The sequence below is a fragment of the Embleya sp. NPDC050493 genome (genome assembly GCF_044458105.1).
In the GTDB taxonomy this organism is placed as follows: domain Bacteria; phylum Actinomycetota; class Actinomycetes; order Streptomycetales; family Streptomycetaceae; genus Embleya.
In genome coordinates this window covers 41,435-65,179 of the sequence record NZ_JBITHP010000043.1, presented here as the reverse complement: position 1 = coordinate 65,179, position 23,745 = coordinate 41,435, and the positions used below count along the sequence as shown (strand labels likewise).

At 72.0% G+C, this 23,745-nt stretch carries 23 protein-coding genes; 4 read left to right on the top strand and 19 right to left on the bottom strand.

The window, feature by feature from the left end:
- Positions 1 to 197 precede the first annotated feature (197 nt).
- The 15 genes from hypE to ACIBM5_RS43820 all read right to left on the bottom strand — a co-directional run bounded on the left by hypE (position 198) and on the right by ACIBM5_RS43820 (position 14,496).
- Positions 198 to 1,289: a hydrogenase expression/formation protein HypE gene (hypE, locus tag ACIBM5_RS43890; RefSeq protein ID WP_396012295.1), complete on the bottom strand. Its 1,092-nt coding sequence runs from the start codon at positions 1,287 to 1,289 to the stop codon at positions 198 to 200.
- Complete coding sequence (gene hypD / locus ACIBM5_RS43885; RefSeq protein WP_396012294.1) at positions 1,282 to 2,409, bottom strand: hydrogenase formation protein HypD; 1,128 nt, start codon at positions 2,407 to 2,409, stop codon at positions 1,282 to 1,284. Before hypD ends, hypE begins: the two co-directional genes overlap by 8 nt.
- Positions 2,406 to 2,753 carry a HypC/HybG/HupF family hydrogenase formation chaperone gene (locus ACIBM5_RS43880; protein WP_396012292.1) on the bottom strand — a complete coding sequence of 116 codons (348 nt, stop codon included), beginning with the start codon at positions 2,751 to 2,753 and terminating at the stop codon, positions 2,406 to 2,408. The genes hypD and ACIBM5_RS43880 overlap by 4 nt, the downstream gene beginning before the upstream one ends.
- A gap of 71 nt (positions 2,754 to 2,824) precedes the next feature.
- Positions 2,825 to 5,170, bottom strand: coding sequence for a carbamoyltransferase HypF (hypF, locus tag ACIBM5_RS43875; RefSeq protein ID WP_396012291.1), 2,346 nt, complete (start codon positions 5,168 to 5,170; stop codon positions 2,825 to 2,827).
- Positions 5,167 to 6,054, bottom strand: coding sequence for a hydrogenase nickel incorporation protein HypB (gene hypB / locus ACIBM5_RS43870; RefSeq protein ID WP_396012290.1), 888 nt, complete (start codon positions 6,052 to 6,054; stop codon positions 5,167 to 5,169). The genes hypF and hypB overlap by 4 nt, the downstream gene beginning before the upstream one ends.
- Positions 6,055 to 6,060: 6 nt before the next feature.
- Positions 6,061 to 6,450: a hydrogenase maturation nickel metallochaperone HypA gene (locus ACIBM5_RS43865; RefSeq protein ID WP_396012289.1), complete on the bottom strand. Its 390-nt coding sequence runs from the start codon at positions 6,448 to 6,450 to the stop codon at positions 6,061 to 6,063.
- A 180-nt stretch (positions 6,451 to 6,630) separates the two neighbouring features.
- Positions 6,631 to 6,729, bottom strand: a complete 99-nt coding sequence (locus tag ACIBM5_RS43860; RefSeq protein ID WP_391584410.1) for a DUF6893 family small protein — start codon at positions 6,727 to 6,729, stop codon at positions 6,631 to 6,633.
- Complete coding sequence (locus ACIBM5_RS43855) at positions 6,714 to 7,391, bottom strand: hydrogenase maturation protease (protein ID WP_396012288.1); 678 nt, start codon at positions 7,389 to 7,391, stop codon at positions 6,714 to 6,716. Before ACIBM5_RS43855 ends, ACIBM5_RS43860 begins: the two co-directional genes overlap by 16 nt.
- Positions 7,388 to 8,797, bottom strand: coding sequence for a hypothetical protein (locus ACIBM5_RS43850; RefSeq protein ID WP_396012287.1), 1,410 nt, complete (start codon positions 8,795 to 8,797; stop codon positions 7,388 to 7,390). Before ACIBM5_RS43850 ends, ACIBM5_RS43855 begins: the two co-directional genes overlap by 4 nt.
- Complete coding sequence (locus ACIBM5_RS43845) at positions 8,794 to 9,510, bottom strand: DUF6084 family protein (RefSeq protein ID WP_396012286.1); 717 nt, start codon at positions 9,508 to 9,510, stop codon at positions 8,794 to 8,796. Before ACIBM5_RS43845 ends, ACIBM5_RS43850 begins: the two co-directional genes overlap by 4 nt.
- The gene (locus tag ACIBM5_RS43840) at positions 9,507 to 10,157 is read right to left on the bottom strand and encodes a DUF5947 family protein (protein WP_396012285.1); all 651 of its coding nucleotides are present in this window, start codon (positions 10,155 to 10,157) and stop codon (positions 9,507 to 9,509) included. The genes ACIBM5_RS43845 and ACIBM5_RS43840 overlap by 4 nt, the downstream gene beginning before the upstream one ends.
- The gene (locus ACIBM5_RS43835) at positions 10,154 to 10,696 is read right to left on the bottom strand and encodes a hypothetical protein (protein WP_396012284.1); all 543 of its coding nucleotides are present in this window, start codon (positions 10,694 to 10,696) and stop codon (positions 10,154 to 10,156) included. Before ACIBM5_RS43835 ends, ACIBM5_RS43840 begins: the two co-directional genes overlap by 4 nt.
- Complete coding sequence (locus ACIBM5_RS43830; RefSeq protein WP_391584404.1) at positions 10,693 to 12,477, bottom strand: nickel-dependent hydrogenase large subunit; 1,785 nt, start codon at positions 12,475 to 12,477, stop codon at positions 10,693 to 10,695. The genes ACIBM5_RS43835 and ACIBM5_RS43830 overlap by 4 nt, the downstream gene beginning before the upstream one ends.
- An 81-nt stretch (positions 12,478 to 12,558) precedes the next feature.
- Positions 12,559 to 13,644, bottom strand: a complete 1,086-nt coding sequence (locus ACIBM5_RS43825) for a hydrogenase expression protein HypE (RefSeq protein WP_391584403.1) — start codon at positions 13,642 to 13,644, stop codon at positions 12,559 to 12,561.
- A 162-nt stretch (positions 13,645 to 13,806) separates the two neighbouring features.
- Entirely contained in the window at positions 13,807 to 14,496 is a 690-nt protein-coding gene (locus tag ACIBM5_RS43820; RefSeq protein ID WP_391584402.1) for a TetR/AcrR family transcriptional regulator, read from the bottom strand.
- A gap of 143 nt (positions 14,497 to 14,639) precedes the next feature.
- Here ACIBM5_RS43820 and ACIBM5_RS43815 point away from each other — a divergent pair, with 143 nt between their 5' ends.
- Together ACIBM5_RS43815 and ACIBM5_RS43810 are read left to right on the top strand one after the other, a co-directional pair.
- On the top strand, positions 14,640 to 16,112 hold the full coding sequence (locus ACIBM5_RS43815; RefSeq protein ID WP_396012283.1) for an MFS transporter: 1,473 nt from the start codon (positions 14,640 to 14,642) through the stop codon (positions 16,110 to 16,112).
- 79 nt (positions 16,113 to 16,191) lie between these two features.
- On the top strand, positions 16,192 to 17,325 hold the full coding sequence (locus ACIBM5_RS43810) for a GDSL-type esterase/lipase family protein (RefSeq protein WP_396012282.1): 1,134 nt from the start codon (positions 16,192 to 16,194) through the stop codon (positions 17,323 to 17,325).
- A 278-nt stretch (positions 17,326 to 17,603) separates the two neighbouring features.
- On the opposite strand, the gene ACIBM5_RS43805 is transcribed toward ACIBM5_RS43810, so the two are convergent.
- The 3 genes from ACIBM5_RS43805 to ACIBM5_RS43795 are packed head-to-tail and all read right to left on the bottom strand — an operon-like array spanning position 17,604 to position 19,604.
- Positions 17,604 to 18,440, bottom strand: a complete 837-nt coding sequence (locus ACIBM5_RS43805) for a phosphotransferase (RefSeq protein ID WP_396012281.1) — start codon at positions 18,438 to 18,440, stop codon at positions 17,604 to 17,606.
- 2 nt (positions 18,441 to 18,442) lie between these two features.
- Positions 18,443 to 19,420, bottom strand: coding sequence for a hypothetical protein (locus ACIBM5_RS43800; RefSeq protein ID WP_396012280.1), 978 nt, complete (start codon positions 19,418 to 19,420; stop codon positions 18,443 to 18,445).
- Positions 19,413 to 19,604 (bottom strand): hypothetical protein, encoded by a 192-nt coding sequence (locus tag ACIBM5_RS43795; protein ID WP_355541728.1) that lies wholly within the window; start codon positions 19,602 to 19,604, stop codon positions 19,413 to 19,415. The genes ACIBM5_RS43800 and ACIBM5_RS43795 overlap by 8 nt, the downstream gene beginning before the upstream one ends.
- Positions 19,605 to 19,834: 230 nt before the next feature.
- Between ACIBM5_RS43795 and ACIBM5_RS43790 the strand changes: the two genes are divergently transcribed.
- Positions 19,835 to 20,356 (top strand): type II toxin-antitoxin system RatA family toxin, encoded by a 522-nt coding sequence (locus tag ACIBM5_RS43790; RefSeq protein WP_396012279.1) that lies wholly within the window; start codon positions 19,835 to 19,837, stop codon positions 20,354 to 20,356.
- A 102-nt stretch (positions 20,357 to 20,458) separates the two neighbouring features.
- Here the strand turns inward: ACIBM5_RS43790 and ACIBM5_RS43785 are convergent, their stop codons facing one another.
- Positions 20,459 to 22,666, bottom strand: coding sequence for an MMPL family transporter (locus ACIBM5_RS43785; protein WP_396012277.1), 2,208 nt, complete (start codon positions 22,664 to 22,666; stop codon positions 20,459 to 20,461).
- Between the two features lie 251 nt (positions 22,667 to 22,917).
- Between ACIBM5_RS43785 and ACIBM5_RS43780 the strand changes: the two genes are divergently transcribed.
- Positions 22,918 to 23,724: a rhomboid-like protein gene (locus ACIBM5_RS43780; protein WP_396012276.1), complete on the top strand. Its 807-nt coding sequence runs from the start codon at positions 22,918 to 22,920 to the stop codon at positions 23,722 to 23,724.
- The last annotated feature ends 21 nt before the right edge of the window (positions 23,725 to 23,745 follow it).

The window sequence follows — 23,745 nt, the reverse complement described above, 5'->3', positions numbered from 1 at the left end:
CCGTCGTCGGCAGCATGGCCTGGGACCTGGACGAGATCGCCACCCTCCGCCGCGACCACGGCCCCCAGGCCGCCCTCGACCTCCTCGGCGCCCCCCCCCCCCCCCCCCCCCCCCCCCCCCCCCCCCCCCCGCCCCGCCCCCCGCCCCCCCCCCCCCCCCCCCCCCCCCCCCCCCCCGCGACGATCCCACGGCACCGCTCAGCAGATCCTGGGCAGTTGCTCGCCGATCGGCATGTCCAACACGCGGGTGCCGCCCAGCCCGGTGCGCGCCACCACCATCCCCGGATGCGCCGCGACGCACTCTCCGATCACCGCCGCCCCGACGCCCAGCGGATGCGCACGCATCGCCGCGAGCACCGCGTCCGCGTGCTCGCGCGGCACGAACGCGACCAGCTTGCCCTCGTTGGCCACATACAGCGGATCCAGGCCCAGGATCGCGCAGGCGTTGGCCACCTGGGGCGGCACCGGGACGTCGCGTTCGGCGATCGTCACCCCGACCCCGGCCGCGGTGGCGATCTCGTTGAGCGCGGCGCCCAGGCCGCCCCGGGTGGGATCCCGCAGCACGTGCAGGTCCGGCGTGACCGCCAACATGGCCTCGACCAGCCCTCCCAGCGCGGCGCAGTCGCTGCGGATCTCGACGTCGAATTCGAGGCCCTCACGCACACTCATCACGGCCACGCCGTGTACGCCGATGTCGCCGCTGACGATCACCACGTCGCCCGGAGCGGCGCGCTGGGGTCGGATGTCGACGCCGGCCGGGACCAGACCGATCCCGGCGGTGTTGAGGTAGATGCCGTCCCCGTGCCCGGCCTCGACCACCTTGGTGTCGCCGGTGGCGATCTCGACGCCGGCGGCACGGGCCGCGTCGCCGAGCGCCCCGGCGACCCGGGCGACGACCGACATCTCGACGCCCTCCTCCAGGATGAAACCGACGGACAGATATGCCGCCCTGGCACCGCTCATGGCCAGGTCGTTCACCGTCCCGTTGACCGCGAGCTCGCCGATGCCGCCCCCGGGGAAGAACAGTGGACGGACCACGAACGAGTCGGTGGAGAAGGCCAGTCGAACCCCGCCGAGGGTGACCACCGCGGAGTCGGCGAGACCGGCCAGCAGGGGTCCCCCGAACGCGGGCGCGAAGACGTGCTCGACGAGTTCGGCGGACAGCGCACCGCCCCCGCCGTGCCCGGTCACGATCCGCGGATGGTCGCGCAACGGGGCCGGGCAGGTCCACCCGGAGAAGTCCGGCGCGGCGGGCACGGCGACCGGAGCCAGGTCGGTGAGCTCAGACAACGGAGGTCGCCTCCCGGGGCGCGGTGGGAGCGGCGTCGAGCCGGCGGTAGAGGTAGTAGGCGGCGCACGCGCCCTCGCTGGAGACCATCGTGGCGCCGAGCGGATTGCGCGGGGTGCAGGTGGTGCCGAACGCCGCGCACTCGTTGGGCTTGAGCAGGCCCTGCAACACCTCGCCGCTGCGGCACTCGGCCGGTTCCAGGGTGGTGATCCCGGTCACGTCGAAGCGGTACTCGGCGTCGTGGTCGCGGTAGCGCGGAGACAACCGCCACCCGCTGTCCGGGATGACCCCGATGCCGCGCCAGGCCCGGTCGGTCACCTCGAACACATCGGCCAGCATGGCCTTGGCCGCGGGATTGCCCTCGGTCCGGACCGCCCGCGCGTACGCGTTGTCCACGGTGTACTCGCCGCGCTCCAACTGCCCGACCGTGCGCCGAATGCCCTCCAGGATGTCCAACGGCTCGAAACCGGTGACCACGATCGGCACCCGATGGCGCTCGGCCAGGTCCGGATACTCGTCCACACCCATCACGCTGCACACGTGGCCGGCCGCCAGGAAGCCCTGCACCCGGCAGTCCGGCGACTGCATGATCGCCTCGATCGCCGGCGGTACCCGCACGTGCGACACCAGCAGGCTGAAGTTGCGGATGCCCTGCCGCCTGGCCTGATACACCGTCATCGCGTTGGGTGGCGCGGTGGTTTCGAAGCCGATGCCGAAGAACACCACCTCGCGGTCCGGGTTGTCCCGGGCGATCGCGAGCGCGTCCAACGGCGAGTAGACCACCCGCACGTCGCCGCCCTCGCTGCGCACCCGGAACAGGTCGCGGTCGGTGCCCGGCACCCGCAACATGTCACCGAACGAACAGAAGATCACCCCGGGTCGCGCCGCGATCGCCAACGCCTTGTCGATCACCTCCAACGGGGTCACGCACACCGGGCAGCCCGGCCCGTGGATCAACTCCAGCCCGGAAGGCAGCAGTTGGTCGATACCGTGCCGGATGATGGTGTGCGTCTGCCCGCCGCAGACCTCCATGATCGACCAGGGCCGGGTCACCGTGGCCCGGATCTCGTCCAGCAGCCGGCGACCGACCTCCGGATTCCGGAACTCCTCCAGGTACTTCACCGCCGGGCCTCCTTCGAAACGCCGTTGTGATGCGGGTCGGGCACGACCACCGGCTCCGGCCGGACGAACTCCCCGGCGGCCGCGCCGGCGGCCTCCCAGGGGTCTCCGAACTCCTCCTGGAGCAACCCCATTTCGTCGAACAGAGCGAGCGTGCGCAGGGCCGACTCCTCGTCCAGTCGTTGCAGCGCGAAGCCCACGTGGACGATGGCGTACTCGCCGACGCTCAGGTCGGGGACGTACTCCAGGCACACCTCCTTGACCACGCCGCCGAAGTCGACGAGGCCCATCCGGGTTCCGTCCCGATCCTCGATGTGCGTCACTCTGCCGGGCACCGCCAGGCACATGGCTCTCTCCTCGTCATCCGACAACGACCGCGGTACGTCGGTCGTCGACTCGTGGATCGTCGGGCGAACGTTCACGCGCGGGCCGGCTCACCGGCCCCGACCAGCACCTGGCCCAGCGCCAGGCCGCCGTCGTTCGGCGGCACCCGGCGATGCCGCAGCACGGTGAAATCCCTTTCGCGCAAGGCCCGTCCGCAGCCCGAGGACAGGATCGCGTTGGCGAACACGCCGCCGGTGAGCACGACCGGCGTGGGCCCGAACCGCTCCCGCGCGTGTTCGGCCACCGCGACCACCAGGTCGACGACCGCGTGGTGAAAGCGCGCCGCGAGCAGTTCCGGCTCGCTCCCGGCTCGCAGGTCGGCGATCGCCGCCGCGAACACCGGGCCCGGGTCGGCGATCAGCGGATCGTCGTCGCCGCCCCCCGGGAGCAGCCCGAACGTGTACCCGGGGACCGGCCCGGAGCGCCGAACGGCCGCCCCCTCCAGCTCGATCGCCGCCTGCGCCTCGTAACCGGCCACGTGACAGACGCCGATCAGCGACGCGTACGCGTCGAAGAGCCGCCCCATGCTGGAGGTGGGCACGCAGTTCAGGTCGCGTTCGAGCTGGCGCGCCAACACCCGGCGTTCCTCGTGCGATCCGGCCTGCACGCACGGCAGGTCGTCCGCCCACTCGATGCCGGCGGCGTGCAGGTGGGCCAGCGCCATCCGATACGGGCGCGCCACCGCCGCGTCGCCACCGGCCAGCGGCGCGTAGCGCAGGTGCGCCACCCGTCGGTAGCCGGCGTAGTCGGCGAGCAGGAACTCCCCGCCCCAGATTGCGCCGTCGTCCCCGTAGCCGGTCCCGTCGAAGGCGACGCCCAGCACCGGCGCGGTACCGTCCGATCCGTGTTCGGCCATCGCGGCGGCGATGTGCGCGTGGTGGTGCTGGACCAGCCGCACGGGCCGCCGGGCCGCGGTGCGCCGAGCCCAGCCGGTGGACCGGTAGCCCGGGTGGCGATCGGCGACCAGCACTTCGGGGCGCACGCCGGTGACCGTGCCCAGGTGCTCCGTCGCGTGCTCGAACGCACGTTGCGTGGCCAGGTCGTCCATGTCGCCGACGTGCCCGGACAACCACGCCTCGTGGCCCTCGGCCAGCGCGAACGTGTTCTTCAGGTCCCCGCCGACGGCGAGCGTCGCGGGCACCGCCACCGGCAGCCGGATCGGCAACGGAGCCCAACCCCGGGAACGCCGGACGAACAGCGGTTCGCCGTCCACGACCCGCACCACCGAGTCGTCCAGCGGCACCCGGATCGCCCGATCGTGGGTGAGCCAGCCGTCGGCGAGCGGCGCGAGCCGGGTCAACGCCTCGGCGTCGTCGGTCACGATCGGCTCGCCGGCCGCGTTGCCGCTGGTGAGCACGAGCAGGCGCGGCCCGGGCCGATCGTCGAGCAACCCCAGGAGCAGGTGGTGCACGGGCGTGTACGGCAACATGAAGCCCAGGTCGGGGCAGCGCGGGGCGATCGCCTCCGGCAGCGCGGACCCGGCGGCCCGGCGGCGCCGCAGCAGCACGATCGGTCGGGCGGCGCCGGTGAGCAACTCCCGCTCCGCGTCCGCGATCGCGGCATGCGGCTCGATCTCGGCGAGGGTACGGGCCAGCAGCGCGAACGGTTTGTCACCGCGCCCCTTGCGCTCGCGCAGCCGCAGTACCGCGTCCTCGTCGGCCGCGTCGCAGGCCAGGTGGTAGCCGCCGATGCCCTTGACGGCCAGGATCGCCCCCTCCGCGAGCATCCGGCGGGCCTCGTCCAGCGTGCCGAAGCCGATCGGCGCCCCGTCCGCGCCGACCAGGGACAGCCGGGGTCCGCAGGCGTGGCACGCGATGGGTTGTGCGTGGAAGCGCCGGTTGCTCGGATCGGTGTACTCCCGGGCGCAGTCCGCGCACATCGGGAAATCGGCCATCGTGGTGTGCGCGCGGTCGTAGGGCAGTGCGGTGACGATGGTGAAGCGTGGGCCGCAGTCGGTGCACGTGATGAACGGATGCAGGTGGCGGCGATCGGTGGGGTCCGCCAGCTCGGCCAGGCAGGGCTCGCACGTGGCGACGTCCGGTGGGATCTGCGTACGCTGCGCGGCGCCCGGCTCCGGCGGTGCGGAGGCCACGATCGCGAATCCGGTGTCGCCGCCGATCTCGAGTTCCTCGTGGGTGATCGAGTCGACCGAGGCCAGCGCGGGCGCGTCGGTGTCGATCCGGCGGCAGAAGGCGGCCACCTCGGTCGACCGGCCCTCGATCTCCACCAGCACGCCCGCACCGGTGTTGGTGACATGGCCGGCCAGGCCCAGCTCGGTGGCCAACGTGTAGACGAACGGTCGGAAACCCACGCCCTGCACGGTGCCCCGCACGGTGATCCGGCGCCGCTGTGCGACGTCGGCCTGCCCCTCGGCGGTCAAGACGGCTCCCCCGTCGGCGCGGGCCACCGGTCGAACCCGTGGTCGTCCTCGTGTGCGTGAGCGAGGTGCTCGTGCCCCTGCCCGTCCTCGTGCCGGTGCGGGTGGGCGTGATCGTGCCCGTTTCGGTGGCCGTGGTCCGGCGATCCGCCCGAGTGCCCGTACCCGTGCCCGTGCCCGTGCTCGTGCCCGTTCGCCGCGTGCCGTGCCATGACCGGCGTGTGCACCACGCCCCCGTCGAGCACCGCGAGTGCCCGTGCCAGCAGATCACCCACACCACGACCGGTCCTGGCCGACGTGAACAGCACCTCGACCCCGGGGTTGACCCGCCGGACGTTCGCCAGGAACGCGGGTTCGTCGAACTCCACCGCCTCGGCGAGGTCGGTCTTGGTCAGCACCACCAGGTTCGCCAGGCCGAACGCGGACGGATACTTGAGCGGCTTGTCCTCCCCCTCGGTCACCGACGCGAGCGCGACCCGCAGGCTCTCGCCCAGGTCGTAGGAGGCCGGGCAGACCAGGTTGCCGACGTTCTCCACGAACAACAGCCGGGTCCGCGTCGGCAGCCAGCCGGTGAGCTGCCCGCGCACCATCGCGGCCTCCAGGTGGCACAACCCGTCGGTGAGGACCTGCTTGACCGGCGCGCCGGCCCGGGCCAGCCGCGTGGCGTCGTTGTCGGTGGCCAGGTCGGCGGTCAACGCCGCGACCGGGACGCCGCGTTCGCCGGCCAGGCGCAGTTCGGCCTCCAGCAGCGCGGTCTTGCCGCTGCCGGGGCTGGACAGCAGGTTGATCGCGATCACCCCGCGTGCGGCCAGTTCGGCGCGCAGGTCGCTCGCGCCGCGATCGTTGTGGGCGAGTACGGCCTGCCGCAACTCGTCGACTCGGCACATGACGGATCAACCCTCCTGAATGGCCTCGGCGTATCCGACGTCCTCGACCGGGTCGGCCCAGCACACGTCGAGGATCTGCAACTCGCGTCCGCACAGCAGTTCGGCTGTCGCTCCCGCGCACTTCGGACAGCACAGGTCCGGCGGCACGCCCACCGCCCACTCCACGGCGCACGCCGTGCAGCGGGCCCGGCCGGCGACGGTCTCCATCACCAACTCGGCATCGCACAGCACCGTTTCGGCACGCGCGACCTCGAAGGCGAAGGCCAGTGAATCGGGAACCACACCGGCGAGTTCCCCCACCCGCAGCCGCACGCTCAACGCCGCGCGCTCGCCGGTGCGCGCGGCCGCCGCCTCGACCTGTTCGACGACGGCCATCGCAATCGACATCTCGTGCATCGGCCCTCCGCCGGTTCGCCGGTCCCACGCGTCGACCCACCGGCTCGGCCGGCCCGAGCCCGGGGCTCCATTACAGGCTCGGCCGGCGACGTGTCCCGGCACCCACGCCGTGGCCGACGCCCGACGTACCCCATTCGCCGCAACCCGGTGGGACCCCGGCCGGACACCACGCAAACCGGCCTACATGGCGCGCATCCGCAGATAGCGCTGGATGTCGGCCCGATTCACGAGCACGACCAGCCCCGCCAGGAGCACTCCGCCGATCAGGATCCTTCGCATGCCGGCACCTCTTCGGAATCGGAACCGCGCACCGCGTCCACGGCGGCGGGTCGTGCGTCGACCGGGCCCGGCGCGTCCGAGGCACCGACTCGCCCGTCGACCGTTTGTTCGGTTGCCCGCCCGGCCGGGCGGTCGGTCTCGCGCGCGACCGGTGCCTGATGCCACAGCACCCGCAGGATCAGCGCGACCGCCTCGTCCACGGCAGCCGCCACGGGCGGACTGAGCCCCACCCGCTCGTCCAGGTCGGCCGGTTCGCAGCCGACCACCAGCACCCGACGCGGCGGTGTGCCACCGGTGCCCGCGCTCAGCGTGCCCAGCAGGGCGAGCACCGCGTCGGGCCCCATCCGGTGGCCGTCCAGCAGCGCCGACTCGGGCTCCACCGAGCCCGGTACGGCGGCCTCGATCAGGTAGACCGTGCCCGGTTCGCCGCCGCGAGCGGTGGCATCCACCAGGATCAACGTGTCGTAGCCTTCCAGGAGTTGGTAGGCCAGATGCACACCGCGCACCCCGAAGTCGACCACCTCGGCGCCGGCCGGCAGCGAGTGCGCGGCGATCCTGCCGACCGTCTCCACCCCGAATCCGTCGTCGCCGAGGAAGATGTTGCCGACCCCGGCGACGAGCACGCGCTCGACGCCCTCGGTCGGCAGGCCGCGGCCGGTCATTCGTCCTCCGCGAGGGTGAGTTCGTCGGGTCGGAAGTACAGGAACCGGCCCTGTGCCCGCCGGATGTCCGCGCCGGGGTCGTCCGCCACGGTCACCGCGACATGCACTTCGCCGTCGACGTCGTGCAGCACCGCCTCGACCACCGCGTCCCGGCCGTGCAGGAACAGGTCCTGGGCATCGGTACGGCGCAATCCCGGCCGCAATCGCACCCGGCTGCCCGCCCCGACCGAACGCCCGTCCACCGGAACCCGATCCGAACCGGGATCGAACCCCGCGTCGCTCGCCGGATCCCACCAGGGCCGCTCGCCGCCCGACCCGAACGGATCGGCCGCGCCGGGTTCGACCAGGGTCGTAGGCGCACTCGGTCCGCTGCTCCCGCGCAGCGTGCGCACCGCGCCGTGCAGCCGGTCCCACACCTCCGGGGGCAACGAGTCGACCAGATCCACGGCGGCGCCCGCGCGCATGTCGGTGCCGCGCGCCTCGCGCTTCTCCCGCTCGGTCAGCGCCGACGTGCGCAGCGCGAGAATCTCGTCGATCTCGGTCGCGTCGTAGAGCGCGCCCGGGCTCTCCGGAGCCACCTGCGGGTGATCCTCCAGGATGATCGGCGAGGACAACACCACGTCGTCCCGCTCCCCGACCAGCACCGGCCAGGTCCGCAGATTGACACACGACGCCGCGGCGGCGCCCGCCCACTCCGGCGGGTCGGTCATCGACAGGAACGACCCGGCGTCCACCCCGAGCAGCACGTGCGCCGACACCAGTGCGTACGGCAGCGCCGCGTCCCGGTCGGCATCCGGATCCGGCGTCCATCCGGCGGTGTTCGCCACCTCGACGGTGAGTTTGAGGGTGCGGTAGGGGCCGGGGATCTCGGCGGTACGCAGCCGGATCACACCCTCCGCCCGGGCCCGCCTGCGGACCAATCGGCCGAGCACCCGGCCGTCGAGCTCGACCGCCTCGCTCTCCTCGTGCTCGGCCCGCTCGAACGGCACGACCAACCCGTCGCCGGCCAAGTCGGCTACGGGCACCGCGAGTTCGACCCGCTCCTCGACGCCCTCGTCCCACGGCACGAGCACCCGATCGGGCAGCTCCAACGTGTCCACACCGGTGAATCCCCCGTCGGGGCCCACCTGTTGCACCGTGCGTCGTTGCGCATGCAGGAAGCGCAGCTCGACCGAGAGGTTCGCACCGTCCCGCGGTTCGATCAGGCACTCGGTCCGCTGGTCGTGGTGTTCGCCGCTGCCCTGCCCCCAGGCCGGGGGCACCAGGACGCCGAACTGCCAGCGCATCCGGTTCTTGGCGGCCGAGGCCCGGTACGGGTAGAGCACGTAGCCCTCGAACAGCACGGCGTCGGCGATCTGCCGAGCGGCGGCGAACCGCTCCTCGGTGGCGAGCCCGGACGGTGTCATCGCACGATCTCCTCGGTGTCGCCGCCGCGATCCGGCGCGCGGTGGCGGCCGGCCGCGACGCCGAGGATGCGCTCGGACGCGGAGTCGGGTTCGGCCGCCGCCAGCAGGGCCTGCATCGTGGCCTCCCAGGAGGGCAGCGCATGCCGGGACCGGTAGGCGAGCAACGCGTCCATGCCCTCACGCGGCAGGCGCAGCCAGCCGCAGCCGGGGAAGTGCTGCTCGATCATCTCCCGCCACACGGCCACCGGCATGCGGCATGCGGCCTCCTTGTGCCAGGGCACCGGTTCGACCCGGAATCCGCCGGGGCCGATGAACGCGGTTCCGGAGAAGAGCATCAGCAGCGGTGCCTCGCCCTCGCCCAGGGCGTGGAAGTAGCGGGAGGAGGCGATGTCCATGTCGTAGGTGCACGGCACCACCAGGTCCACCTCGGTCTCCCCGGTGAAGCCCGGCACGGTCAACGCCACCTGGGCGAACCGGATCGGGTGCAGCGTGCTGCCCCAGCGGGACCGTTCGCCGAAGAGCACGTCCAGCCGGTCGCCCTCGGCCGCGCCGTAGCGCCGCCGGGCCGGCTCGATCCGCAGTTGCACATGCAGCGCGAGCGCGTGCACCCGGGCCTGCTCGGCGGCGGTGATCCGCAGCCGGAAGACCAGGGTGGGGCCCGCCGCGTAGCCGTCCGCTCGCACCCCGACGCAGGAGAAGCCCAACTCGGTCACGGCAGTTCGTCCCTTCCGGGCACGCGAGCCCGCGAGCGCACGTCGGCGAAGAACGCGGCCAGGTCGGCGCGCGCCTCGGCACCGCCGTCGAAGCCCTGCCAGTGCAGGCGCATCCGGCCCACCAGCGCGTAGCAGACGTCGACCGGGACCAGGAAACACTCGCTCGCCCCGTCGGTGCGCCGCACCAGCAGCGCCTCGACGTCGGCGTGCAGCAGTCGGGCGAGCCGACTCTCGCCGAGCACCGCCTGCCACAGCTGCGGATCCAGGTCGCTTTCGGTGGCGCCGGCCGGGCTGGGGTAGAAGGCGATCAGCCGGTCCGCCGCGGCGTTGCGCAGGAAGAACGCCATGCCGACCGGGATCTGCAGAGCCTCCCACGCGCCGTCGTCCAGGCTGTGTTCGGGGTCGACGAGGTAGCGCTCGGGCACGGCCCGATAGCGACCGCCGGCCGCACCGCGCTGCTCGAACAACATGGCGCAGCCGCGGCACGCGCAGGCCAGCACCCGGGCGTCGGTGTCGACGAGGTGGCGGTGTCCCGGGCCGACCTCCTGGGCGCACAACTCGCAGCGTTCCGGCTGCGGTCCGGCCGGCCGGCGGAATCGGCGCAGCCCGTCCGCCGGTCGCACGCGCGTCGGGGGTGGCGCGCTCACCGCGCGGCCCGAGCCGGATCGGCCGGTCGCACGCCGATCTGGAGCAGCGCGGGTTCCGCGGGCGCGGCCGGGGCCTCCTCGATCTCGACGCGCTCGACCTCGGGTGCGTAACCCGCGAGGACCCCCTCGATGGCCTCCCGCGCACCGTCGGTGCCCGTGCCCGTGCTCGCGCATCCGCAGCCGCCGCCGCTCGCGGCGGTGATCCGCAGTCGGACGCACCGGGCGTGCTCGTCGTAGTCGAGCAGTTCGGCGTGGTGTTCCGGGTGGGCCACGAGACCGCGGGCGACCCGGGTGGGCACGTCGTCCGGATGCAGGTCGTGCAGGACCAACAGCCCGGTGACCAGTTCGTCGTCGAGCACGGCGCGCCGGTCCGCATCGGCGTCGCGCAACAGCGCGGCCAGGCGGGCCAGGCCGGCGCCGTAGAAGTCCATCAGGGCGCGTACCAGTTCCTCGGCGGCGGCCCGGCCGGCCGGGTCGCCGCTCTCGGCCAGGCGGGTGAGGATCTCCTCGACCCGCAGTCCGGTCTGTTCGGCGTTCATCCGCTCAGCCCGCTCAGGCCGGTGGGCACGTGCAGCTTCTGCAGGGTCTTGCCGTCGCCGAGGTACATGTGCACGCCGCACGGCAGGCAGGGGTCGAAGCTGCGCACGGCCCGCATGATGTCGATGCCCTTGAAGTTCTCCGGGGAGTTCTCCTCGAAGATCGGCGTGTTCTGCACCGCGTCCTCGTAGGGCCCGGGGGTGCCCAGGGTGTCGCGGACGCTGGCGTTCCACGGAGTGGGCGGGTACGGGTGATAGTTGGCGATCTTCCCGTCCCGGATCACCATGTGGTGCGAGAGCACGCCGCGCACGGCCTCGGTGAAGCCGACGCCGACCGCCTCGTCGGGCACCTCGAACTTCTCCCAGGTCTTGGTCCGGCCCGAACGCACCTCGTCGAGTGCCTTCTCGGCGAAGTGCACCGCCATGGCGGCCATGTACGCCTGGAAGTAGGTGCGGGCGCGGTTGCGCTCCAGGGCGTTGCTCCACTGCGGGATCTTCCACTCGAAGGTGGTCTCCGGCTTGGTCATCGACTTGGGCAGGTTGATCACCACGCTGTGCCCGGTGGCTTTGACGAAGCCGGTGTCGACCAGTCCGTTGAGCGCGGTGGACCACAGCCGGGCGAGCGGGCCGCCGCCGGTGTCCAGGGCCAGGTAGTCGGTGCCGTCGAACCAGCGCGGCGACATCACCCAGCTGTAGTTGTTCTCGAAGTCCCGCTTCTGCGGTGCGGGGATGGTGTGCTGATTCCACGGGTGGCGCGGGTCGACCGGGTTGCCCAGCGGGTCGTGCGTGACGAACTGCTCCTGGCCCTCCCAGTCCTGGTAGTAGGAGCTGCCGAGCAGGATCCGGATGCCCAGGTTGATCTCGGTCAGGTCGTTGGTGATCAGTTTGCCGTCCACCACGATGCCGGGGCTGACGTACATCCGCCGGCCCCAGTCGGTCATGTTGCGATAGGTGAAGTCGCAGTGGTCGGGGTCGTTGAGCGCGCCCCAGCAGCCGAGCAACACCCGCCTTCGGCCGACCTCTTCGTAGCCCGGCAGGGCCGTGTAGAAGAAGTCGAAGAGGTCGTCGTGCAGCGGCACCACGCGCTTCATGAACTCGACGTAGCGCATCAGTCGGGACAGGTAGTCGGTGAACAACTGAACCGAGGCGACCGTGCCCACGCCGCCCGGGTAGAGCGTGGAGGGATGCACGTGCCGGCCCTCCATCAGACAGAACATCTCCCGGGTGTAGCGGCTGACCGCCAGCGCCTCGCGGTAGAACTCACCCTCGATCGGGTTGAGCGAGCGCATGATGTCGGCGATGGTGCGGTAGCCGTGTTCCGCGGCGTGCGGGGCCTCGGTGCGTTCGGCCAGATCCAGCACACCGGGGTTGGTCTCGCGGACCATGCGCTCGCAGTAGTCCACCCCGACCAGGTTCTCCTGGAAGATGTTGTGGTCGAACATGTACTCGGCGGCCTCACCGAGGTTGATGATCCACTCGGCCAGGTGCGGCGGCTTGACGCCGTAGGCCATGTTCTGCGCGTAGACCGAGCAGGTGGCGTGGTTGTCGCCGCAGATACCGCAGATCCGGCTGGTGATGAAGTGCGCGTCGCGGGGGTCCTTGCCGCGCATGAACACGCTGTAGCCGCGGAAGACCGACGAGGTGCTGTAGCACTCGGCGACCCGCTTCTGCTTGAAGTCGATCTTGGTGTGGATGCCCAGACTGCCCACGATCCGGGTGATCGGATCCCAGGACATCTCGGTGAGGCCGCTGCCGTCGCCGGCCACTTTGGTCGAGGGTGCCATCGTGTGTCGTGCCCTTCTGCGGTGTGGGACGGGACGGCGGCACGCTCGGGGTCGGCCGCGGGGTCGAGGACTGCGCACGGCTCACCAGGGCGGGCGGTAGCCGGTGGTCAGCTTGCGGTCGGAGTGGCGCCACTTGGGTTCCTTGTCCACGGTCTGCGCGGTGATCGAGCGCAGTTTGCGGATCAGCAGGCCGTACGCGCCGCTGGCGGTCGCGGAGACCTTGCTGCCGGGCGGTTCGTCCATGAACGGCATGAACTTGTCCGGGAAGCCGGGCATCGTGCAGGCGATGCAGATCCCGCCGACGTTCGGACAACCGCCGACGCCGTTGATCCAACCGCGCTTGGGCACGTTGCACTTGACCACCGGACCCCAGCAGCCCAGCTTCACCAGGCACAGCGGCGAGCCGTACTCGTCGGCGAACTGGCCCTGTTCGTAGTAGCCGCCGCGGTCGCAGCCCTCGTGCACGGTGGCGCCGAACAGCCAGGTCGGGCGCAGTTTGTCGTCCAACGGGATCATCGGCGCGGACCCGGCGAGCTGGTAGAGCAGGTAGGTCAGCGTCTCGGCGAAGTTGTCCGGCTGGATGGGGCACCCGGGCACGCAGACGATCGGCAGGCCCGCCTTGGAGGTCCAGTCCCAGCCCAGGTAGTCGGGCACGCCCATGGCGCCGGTCGGGTTGCCGGCCATCGCGTGGATGCCGCCGTACGTGGCGCACGTGCCGATCGCCACCACGCCGGTGGCCTTGGGCGCGAGCCGGTCCAGCCATTCGCTGGTGGTGATCGGTTGGCCGGTGGTGGGGTCGTCGCCGAATCCGCACCAGTAACCCTCGGGCTTGATCGACTCGTTCGGGATGGATCCCTCGATCACCAGGACGAACGGGTCGAGTTCGCCGCGTTCGGCCTTGAAGAACCATTCGATGAAGGTGTCCGCGCCCCCGACCGGGCCGCACTCGAAATCGATCAGCGGCCAGTGCACGGCGATCGGGGGCAGTCCGGGCAGCGCGCCGGTGACGATCTCCTCGATCGACGGCTGCATCGCGGCGGTCAGGGCGACGGAGTCGCCGTCGCAGCTCAGACCGGCATTGATCCACAGAATATGGATCGGGGACGGTGAGTCGGCCGGCGTGGCGGCGGTCGCACTCTCGGCGGTGTTCTCGGACGTGGCGCGCATGACGACGCCTCCTCGAAAGGTTATGAGTCAGACATAACGGACTCCTGAACCTTCCTATCAGTCCACCACGTGACGCGCCTCACACCCGGGCCATCCGGGCGAGTCGCGACGCGCCGATTCCGCGGCGCCGAGACCGACCGGCCGCCGCGGTACCGGTCCGCGTCAGGACGCCGGCGGTGCGGGCGCGACCCGGGTGGGGGTAGCGGCGGCCGCCGGGCCGTAGCGGGCCAGGAACATGTCCACGCCGCCCGTGATCAGCCGCCGGGTCAGATCGGCGTCGGGGACCGCACCCGACGAGCCGTAGGCGATGTGCGGCATCAGGACCAGGCCGGAGAGTTGGATCGCAGCCAACGGCACGTCGTCGATCGCGAGTTCGCCGCGCTCGACGAGTTCCGCGAGCGCCGTGCGGACCACCACGTGGAAGCGGTCCGGTCCCAGCTCGCGCCAGGTGCGCCCCAGGTCCGGCAGCCGCGGCATCGAGCCCATCACCACGTTGTGCAGGGTCAGCACCTCCGGCGTGGCATGCCCCGCCACCCACGCCTCGCAGATCGCCGTCAGGTCGGCCCGCACGTCCGTCGAGGAGCCCAGCCGCTCCTCGATCAGGCGGGTGGACTCGGCGAGCGCCCGGTCCAGGATCTCGCCGACGATCGCCGTGAACAGGGCTTCCTTGCTGCCGAAGTGGTTGTAGACGGTCACCTTCGCGACGCCCGCCTCGGCGGCGATGGTGTCCATGCCCACCTGGTAGCCCTCGCGCAGGAAGGCCTGCGTGGCCGCCTCCAGGATCGCCTTGCGCTTGCGCGCCGCCCGGTCACCGGAAGGGATGCGCTTGGGGGTCTGCTCCGCTGCCCACACAGTCGTGTCTCCGTTCGTCGAGCGCAGTCTAGCCAAGGTGAACCGAACCGGTGAGTTCATCCGAACTGCACTGTTGAGTTCAACTGAACTGCACTGTATGGTTTGGTCTCCGAAGCGGGCCTTTTCCGGGAGGGGATCAGCACATGAAGCGCTTGAAGCACCTGGAACGCATGGCGGACATACAGCACATGGAGCACAAGACGCACGAGCAGGCTGTGCGCTCGGCGCGACCGGGGCCGGCATTCGCGCTGCTCGCCGCGGTGCAGGCGATCCTCAACACGTCGGTCACCATCACCTCGGCCGCGGGGCCCGACATCGCCGCCGACCTCGACCTCGGCGCATCGGGCCTGATCTGGGCCGGCGCCGCGTACACCCTGGCGTTCAGCGGCCTCCTGCTGCTCGGTGGCCGGGTGGCCGACCTGCGCGGACGGCGGGCCGGCTTCCGGATCGGCACCGCGGTGTTCGCCGCCGCGTCCCTGGCCGGCGCCCTCGTACCGGGCGGTGGATGGCTGATCGCGGCCCGACTCGCCCAGGGCGCCGGCGCCGCACTCGCCGCACCGGCCGCGATGGCGCTGGTCGGTGACGTGTTCCCGGCCGATGCCGCCCGTCGGCGGGCGATGGCCGCGTGGGGCGGGCTCTCCGGGGTCGGTGCGGCGCTGGGCATGCAACTCGGCGGCGCGACCGCGACCTGGGCGTCCTGGCGCTGGTCGTTCGCGGTGCTCGCGCTGGTCGGCCTGGCCGTCGCCGTGCTCGCCGGCCGCCATCTGCCGTCCGGCCCGGCCCGGGTCCCCGGCCGGGTGGACGTACTCGGCGCCGCTCTGGTCACCGGCGGCGTCGCGGTGCTCAGCCTGGGACTGGTGGCAGTGGGCACCCACGGCTGGCTCGCCCCGGAGGTACTGCTGCCGCTGGTCGTGGGGCTGCTGCTGCTGGCGGCCTTCGGCGTGGCCGAGAACCGGGTCGCGGCGCCGCTCGTGCCGCTGCCGTTCCTCGCCTCCCGTCGACGCGTGGCAGCGCTCGCCACCGGCATGCTCGCACCGATCGCCGGGTCGACGGCCGCGTTCTTGATGTCGCTGTACTTCCAGCGGGTGCTGGAGTGGTCCGCGCTGCGCTCGGCGATGGGCTTCGTCCCGTACACCCTGATGCTGATCGCGGTCAGCGCCGGCAGTGTGCCGATCGTGGCCCGGTTGGGCGTGCGGTGGACGGCCGCACTGGGGCTGGTCACGATGGCCGGCGCCTTCCTGCTGTTCTCCCGGATCGGCCCGGACGCGGCCTACTCGGGAGCACCGCTCGCGGGCATGCTCACCCTGCCGATCGGCATCGGCCTGACCGCCGCGGCGGCGGTGGTCGCCGCCACCCGCGGCGTACCGCCCGCTCAGGCCGCCCTCGCCGGCGGCGCGTTCAACACCACGATGCTGCTCGGCCCCACCGTCGGCATGGCCCTGTTCGCCTCGCTCGCCGACGCGCACACCGGCACCGGCCCCTCCCCCGAACAGGCGGCCACCGACGGCTACACGTTCGCCTTCCGGGCCGCGGCGGCGCTGTTCGCCCTCGCCGCGCTCGCCGCGGTGAGCCTGCGGGGCCGCCGTACGCCCCATCCGCGGCCCGTCCGGGTCTGAGCCCCACCGATCCACCACCCCACCCGAACCGCCGCTCCACCCGAACCGCCGCTCCACCCATCGAAGGAGTTCACCGATCATGACCACGACGACCTGGGTCGCGGGCTTCCGCTCCGCCGTGCTCGACCCGAACGAGAGCATCCTGATCCAGCCCTCGCGGGGCTTCCGCGACCAGACGGTGCGGCAGATCCTGCACCTGGACGGCGGCGGTACCACGCTGCGGGTGCTGCTCAGCAACGAATACGGCAAGGAACCGCTCGTCATCGGCGCCGCCCGGGTGGCCGTCGGCACCGGCGAGGGCACGATCGACCCCGCGACGGACACCGTGCTGCGCTTCGGCGGCGCGGCCGAGGTGACCATCCCGGTCGGCGGATACCGCCGGAGCGACCCGGTGGAGTTGGCCGTGCAGGCCGGGACCGACCTGGCGCTGACCCTGTACCTGCCCGGGGACACCGGCCTCGCCACCTACTCCGCCACCCCGTCGCAACTCGCCTACGTGCTACCGGGCAACGCCGTCTCGGCGAGCTTCGTGGGCGCGGAGGAGGCGGACAACCGCTACTTCGTCGCCGGAGTGGACGTACTGGCTCCCGAAGGCACCGCGATCGCCGTGGCGTTCGGCGACTCCTGGTTCGAGGGCGGGGGCACCTCCACCGGTGCCAACCTGCGCTTCCCCAACCAGTTGAACCGGCGACTGCACCGGGGTTGGGTGGTCAACCAGGGCATCGGCGGCAACCGGTTGCTGACCGACGAGGTCGGCCTGCGCGGTCTCGCCCGCTTCGACCGCGACGTGCTCACCGTGCCCGGGGCCACCCACGTGCTCTTCCACTTCGGCCTCAACGACCTGGGCCTGCCGGGCATGTCCGGCGAACCCCCGGCCACGGCGGAGGACCTGATCGCCGGATTCACCACGCTGGCCGCCCGGGCCAGGGCGGCGGGGCTGACCGGCATCGGGATGACCATGGGCCCCTACGCCGGCACCATCTACCCCGGCATCGACAGCGCGCAGGGACGGGTGATCCGCCGTCGGGTCAACGACTGGATCCGCACCGCGGCGGTCTTCGACGCGGTCGTGGACGTCGCGGCGGCGGTTCAGGACCCCGACGAGCCGGACCGCATCCGGCCCGACCTGGACAGCGGCGACCACTTGCACCTCAACGACGCGGGCGCACGGGCGATGGCCGAGGCCGTGGACCTGTCGTACCTGCGACTGTGACGGCACCACCGGACCCGTCGGGGCGGGCACCGGGTCGTTCCGGACACGGCTCCGGGCACCCGACGGTAACCCGGCCCTCACCTCCCGTGGCGGGGCGGGGGGGGTATCCGCCCCACATGCCCCGACGGGCGCCCGACCCTCGCGTCCCGCGACGCGGCGGCGGGCACTCGGTCCACACTCCGGCAGCCGACGGGCGCCCGGCCTCGCGTCCCGCGACGCGGCGGCGGGCGCCCGTCGCGTGTTTCCCGACGGCGAACGCCGGGCACCCGCCGTGCCGTTCAGCAGCGATACGGCGCCGCCGGGCTCACCGCGGCCCGGTCCCTCGGGTCCAGGGACATCGTCGCCTCCAGCAGTGCCTCCAGGTCGGGGTCCGACCACGGGCGCACGGCGGCCAGCGGGGGGCGATGCCGGCCGGTGGCGATGTCCTCCAGGATGTCGGCGGCGCCGATCCGCCCCCCGATCGCCCGGTCCGTCGCCGGCGCGCTGCCGGTCCACGCCGCCCGGAACGAGGCGCCCAGGCTGTACACCTCGGCGGCGTCGGTGAGGCACACGTGGTGCCCGGGCCCGGTGTCCAGGAGCTGCCGGGCGATCTCGGGGGCCGTGGTCAGGTCCATCCCGCCCCGATAGGGAAGCGGCAGCGGAAGCAGATCCGGATGATGGGCCAGGTCGTGGTCGATGAACTCGATCCCGTCGCCCGGGGTGACCAGGATGTTCATCGGCTGGATGTCCCCGTGGTGCCAGCCCACCGCGTGCAGCCGCGCCAGCGCCGCGAACGCCCGCCGGGCCAGCGCGGGCAATCGGTCCGCGGGGCCGGGACCGGTACGGCGGGCCGACTCGCACCAGCGCCACAGGGTCACCCCCTGACGCCACTCCACCGCCGTCCACACCCCGTCGCCGACGTGTCCGTGTGCGCCGCCGACCGGATACAGGCCCTGTTCGCGCAGTATCGTCAACGCACGGGCCTCGTGGTGCAGCGAGACGGCGTCGGCCGGCCCCTCCGCGGTCTTGATCCGCCACCCGCCCGCCCGCCAGGCGTGTGTGTGATGCGAGGTCAGCGGGCGTGGCCGGTCGGCGATGCCGAGAGTCTCCAACGCGGCGGCGAGCAGCGGATCCATCGTCACATTCTCCCGGACGCGCAGGTCAAGATCGTCCTGCGCCGGGCCGGTCCCCGGGAGAGAATTCGGGCGAGTTGCGCCGAGATCGGCAGGCCGGTCGCACTCTCGATCCAGCCGAACTCGCCCACGCAGTTGGTCTCCAGGTAGGTCCAGCCGGCCGAGGTGACCACGAAGTCCAGTGCGGCGTAGACCAACCCCAGGTCGCGCACGTGCTCCACGCACGCCCTCGCGATCTCCGCCGGCGGCTCGATCGCCCGGTACTCGGCCGCCTCCCGCGGAACGGCCCGCCAGTCGAGCGCGCCGTCCGTCCTGATCGCGGCGGCGAACACCCGATCGTCCACGACGGTCACCCGGGCGTCGAACAGTCGGTCCTCGACCAGGGCTTGCAGGTAGTGCAGAGTGCCGGCGATGCCCGCCAGGTCGTCCGTGAGGTGGATGCGGGTGGTCGGGATGAAGGTGGTGTGCCGCTGGGTGAGCGCCTTGACCACGACCTTGTCCCGGTGTGCGGCGATGAACGCCCGGGCGGCGTGCGGATCGCTGGTGAACAGCGTGTCGGGCACCGCGAAACCGTTGCGCGCGGCGGTCGCCAGTTGGGTGGGCTTGTGCAGTGAGGCGGCCACGACGGTGGGGTCGTCGATCCACACCTTCAGCGGGTGGGCGCGCAACAGGCCCAGCAGCGCGGTGGTGTTCTCGTCCGCACGCCAGCGCTCCTCGGCGGTGGCCAGGGTGTCCGGCCGGGTGGGCTTGCGCCAGTAGACCGCACAGCGCTCGTCCAGGGTCACCGTCGCCCGCCCCGAGGCCAGCACGGTGTGCCAGCGCCCACCGGCGAAGCGACCCGTGACCAGCGGGCGTTCGCGCAGGCGGCCCGGGTCCAGCCGGAGCAGGGCCACGGGGCCGCCGAGGAGGTGTGCCGCCACCATGTCGGCGGTCAGGTCCTCCTCGGTGGCCACGATCACGACGCTCGCGTCGTGATCAGTCATCCTTCTTGTATCCCCTGGGTTCCTGCGTTCCGGTGTAGGTGCCGGAGTCGACCGCGTGGATCAGCAGCGTTCCGCCCGGGGTGACGTTGACGCACAAGTCGGGATCGTAGTGGTGCCGGGGCAGTGCGGGCGCACCTCGGGTGGGGACGGGGGCCCTGCGGCCGAGAATCAAGGGACCGGGCATGACCTCTCCTGACTGTGGGTGTCCGACGAACCCGAAACGGTGCGTCACCTTCATCAACGCCCGGATGGGGCACATCAGTTGCATCTGCTTGGCAAAAAGAGGCGGCCGACCCCCTCCGGCTTCGCCCGGGACGGTCGCTCCGAACGCGAGGCGACCGCCGCGAGCGGTCCCCCGGATCCGTCCCGGACCGGGTCGGACCCGGATCGGGACGACCTGACAGGATGACCGGCATGCCCCTGGTGGAAGCGTCGGTCGAGGTACCCGTCGACCCGGCGACGGCGTTCGCGGTGTCGCAGACGACCGGCGCGGTGCGCCGGCGGTGGGATCCGTTCATCCGCGGGCAGCGCTTCCTGGACGGTGCCACCGAGCCGGGCAAGGGTGTGCGCACGCTCACGATCCATCGGGCCGGCTTTCGGATGATCAGCGAGTACGTCTCGTACCAGCCGCCGACCAACGTGGGCATGCGGATGGTCGAGGGGTCGTGGTTCTTCGCGAAGATGGGCGGCGGTTGGCGGTTCACCCCGGTCCCGGGCGAGCCGGGTCGCACCCGGGCGGTGTGGCGCTACAACTTCGGCTGTCGTCCGCGCTGGTTGGCGCCGGTCGCCGAGCGCATCGGGACGTTCGTGCTCCGGCGTGAGATCGAGCACCGCATCGCCCGCTTCGCGCGTGCGTGTTCCGACCCGGTCGTCCTGGCCGCGATCCGTGGCGGCGACGTGCCCCCGCCGGCGGGCGACGGAGCGGCGCGGGACTGAGCGCGGCGGGGCCGAGCCGCTCGGGCCGAGCGGGGTGGGTGCCGCCGGCCGAAGACCGCGCGACGCGAGGCCGGGCGACACCGAGACCCGGCACCCCGCGCGTCAGTGCGCTCCCGTGCCGCCGCTGCCGCCGGATCTGCCGCCGGTCAGGCGCTCCTCCAGGTGTTTGCCCTCGATGTCCGGGTCGGGGACGTACTCGGCGAACCACTGGGGGTGGTACCAGAGCTTGGCGCGGATGATCGCCATCGTCGCCGGGACCAGGGTCAGCCGGACCACGAAGGCGTCCAGGAAGACACCGACCGCGAAGCCGAAGCCGATCGTCTTGATGGTCGGGTCGTCGGTGAACATGAACGCCACGAAGATCGCGAACATGATCAGCGCCGCCGCCGTCACCACGCGCGCGGACAGCCCGGTGCCGCGCGCGACCGCACCGCGTGCATCGCCGGTGGTGGAGAAGTCCTCCTTGATCCGGGAGACGACGAACACCTCGTAGTCGCTGGACAGTCCGAAGATGATCGCGAGCATCAGGATCGGCAGGAAGCTGATCGTCTCGGTCGGGGTGATGTCGAAGATGTGCTCGCCCCAGCCCCATTGGAACATCGCGACCAGGGCGCCGAGCGCCGCCGCGACCGACAGCAGGAAGCCGATGATCGACTTGATCGGCACCAGGATGGTCCGGAACGCGAAGGTGAGCAGCACGAACGCCAGCCCGATCACCACGGCCAGGAACACCGGAAGCGCGGCGGAGAGCTTGGCGGACACGTCGATGTTGGACGCGGTGCTGCCACCGACCAGGATCGGTGCGCCGACGCCCGCCTCGATCGCCGCACGGTTGTCGCGGATGTGGTGCACCAGGTCGGCGGTGGTGCCGGAGTCGGGCCCGGTCGTGGGAATCACCCGGACCACGGCGACCTGATCGTTCACGGCGAGCGGGCCCGCCGTGGCCACGTCCGGCTGCTGCTTCAGCGCGGTCACCAGATTCTGCATGCCGGCCTGATTCACCGGTCCGTCGGCGACCACCAGGAGGGGTCCGTTGAACCCGGGTCCGAAACTCGCCGCGGTCAGGTCGTACGCCTTGCGCTGGGTCGAGGACTCGGGCTGGGAGGAGGCGCTGGGCAGGCCCAGCTCCATGCTCGTGGCCGGGATCGCCAGTACGAGCAACAGACCGATGCCGAGGACCAGCACCGGAATCCGGTGGCGCACCACGAAACGTGCCCAGGCCGCGCCGAAGGTCCGGGCCGGTTCGGTCGCGGTGATCCGGGCCACCTCCTCGTGATGGCCGGGGCGCAGCCGCGTGTCGATGAACGAGGCGACCTTGGGACCGGCGAAGCCCAGGATCGCGGGCAGCAGGGTGAGCGCGATCAACAACGCGACCGCCACCGCCGCGGCGGCGCACAGGCCCATCAGGGTCAGGAACGGGATGCCCACGACGGCCAGCCCGCACAGGGCGATGATCACGGTGAGCCCGGCGAAGACCACCGAACTGCCGGCGGTGCCCAGGGCCAGGGCCGCGGACTCCTCCACCGCCATGCCGGAGATCAGATTGTTGCGGTGCCTGAACAGGATGAAGAGCCCGTAGTCGATGCCGCAGGACAACCCGAGCATGAGCGCCACCGTCGTGGACGCCGACGCGATGTTCACCACCGACGCGAGCGCGGTCACGCCCATCAGGGCGATCACGACACCGATGATCGCGGTGACGATCGGCACGCTGGCGGCCACGATCGCGCCGAACGTGATCAGCAGGATGATCAGCGCGATCACCAGACCGAGCACCTCCGGCAGCTCGGAGGGGGTGATCCGCCAGCCCGGGTACACACTGCCCGAGTACTCGACTTGGACTCCGGCCTGCCGGGCCGGCGCCACCGCGTCCTGGAGCTTGTCCAGGGTGGCGTCCTCGACGTCGGCCGGCTGCGCGGTGTACTGGACCCAGCCGAGCGCGACCTGCCCGTCGGGCGCCACGCCCTGATCGGTGAACGGGTCGGACACGGAGGCCACTTGCGGCACGGTCCGCAACTGCGCGATCGCCGCCTCGATACCGGCCCGAGGGCCCTGGTCGGTGACCTTGGCCGTGCCCTTCCCGGCGAACACCACCTGTGTCTGGCCGCCACCGAGCGCGGGCAGCTTGTCCTGCAGCAGGTCCGTCGTGCGTTGTGCCTCGGTCCCGGGAATCGTGAAGGTGTCGTTGGTCTTGCCGCCACTCACCGTGGCAAGAACCACCGCGCCCACGGCCAGGGCAAGCCAGCCGGCCAACACGAGCCGCCGATGCCGAAACGCCCACTTCCCCAGCCGGAACAGATAGGTGGACAAGCCGCTTCCCTCCGCACCGACCGACCGGCCGTAACCTTCACGGACCGTCACGCGACGCCCCGCGACCACACCGACACATCGCAATCCCGCCCATTTTGCGCACTTTGCCGCAGCAAAGCCCCCGACGACGCGCCGGTGAATCCGCCGAGACCCCCGCCGAACCGACGAATCCCCGGCAGGGCTTCTGCGCGGGCCCCGAGTTCGGCCGGCCGGTTGTTCGTGGTTGTATCGGGGCGAACCTCTGCCTCCCGATGGGAAGACCATTGCCCGTGCCCGGCCAGGATTCGACCCGGCGAGCCCTCGGCGCAGTCCGCGACTGGGTGGTCTCGGCCCCCGGTACCTATCTCTGGCTGCTGATCCTCTATGTGACGACAGCCGACCAGTACATCCGGCTGACCGCCGACGAGCGCATCGCCTTCCTCCGCCGACAGAGCACGAACCTGCACAACCTCGACACCGCGCCGCTGCGGGTGCTGGTGACCAGCGCCGCGTGGGACCAGGGTTTGCACCTGTTCAAGTTCACGGTCATGTTCACCGTGCTGTGCGCGGTCGCCGAGCGGTGGATCGGGACTCGGCGGTGGCTGGCCGTCGCCGCACTCGGGCACGTGGGCGCCACGTGCGTCAGCCAGGCGATCGTCCTGGCGCAGGTCCACGCCGGGACGGCGGCCCCGAGCGCGCGCTTTCAGCTGGACGTCGGCCCCAGCTACGGATACATGGCCGTCGCGGGGGTGCTCTGCCACCGCATCGCCGGACCGTGGTTGTGGCCCTATCTGGCGGGCCTGGCCCTGTACGTCGGCCTGCCGATGTTCGTGCATCGGGACTTCACCGCGACCGGACACCTGAGCGCGGTGGTGATCGGGCTGTGTTGCCTGCCGTTCACCCGCGGCCGGCCGAAGTGGGACTCGGGCGCGTGGTGGCGTACGGTACGCCCCCGGAGCGTGCCGCCCGAGTCCGCGCGGCAGCCCGCGGGGCCGGCCGGAAGCCCCTTCCCCGCCGCCGACCCGGTCGAGGCGGCTCCCGCCTCCAAGCCGTCCGGCGGTTTCCCGAACGGGCGCTGAGCGGCCCCGTCCACACCGGCC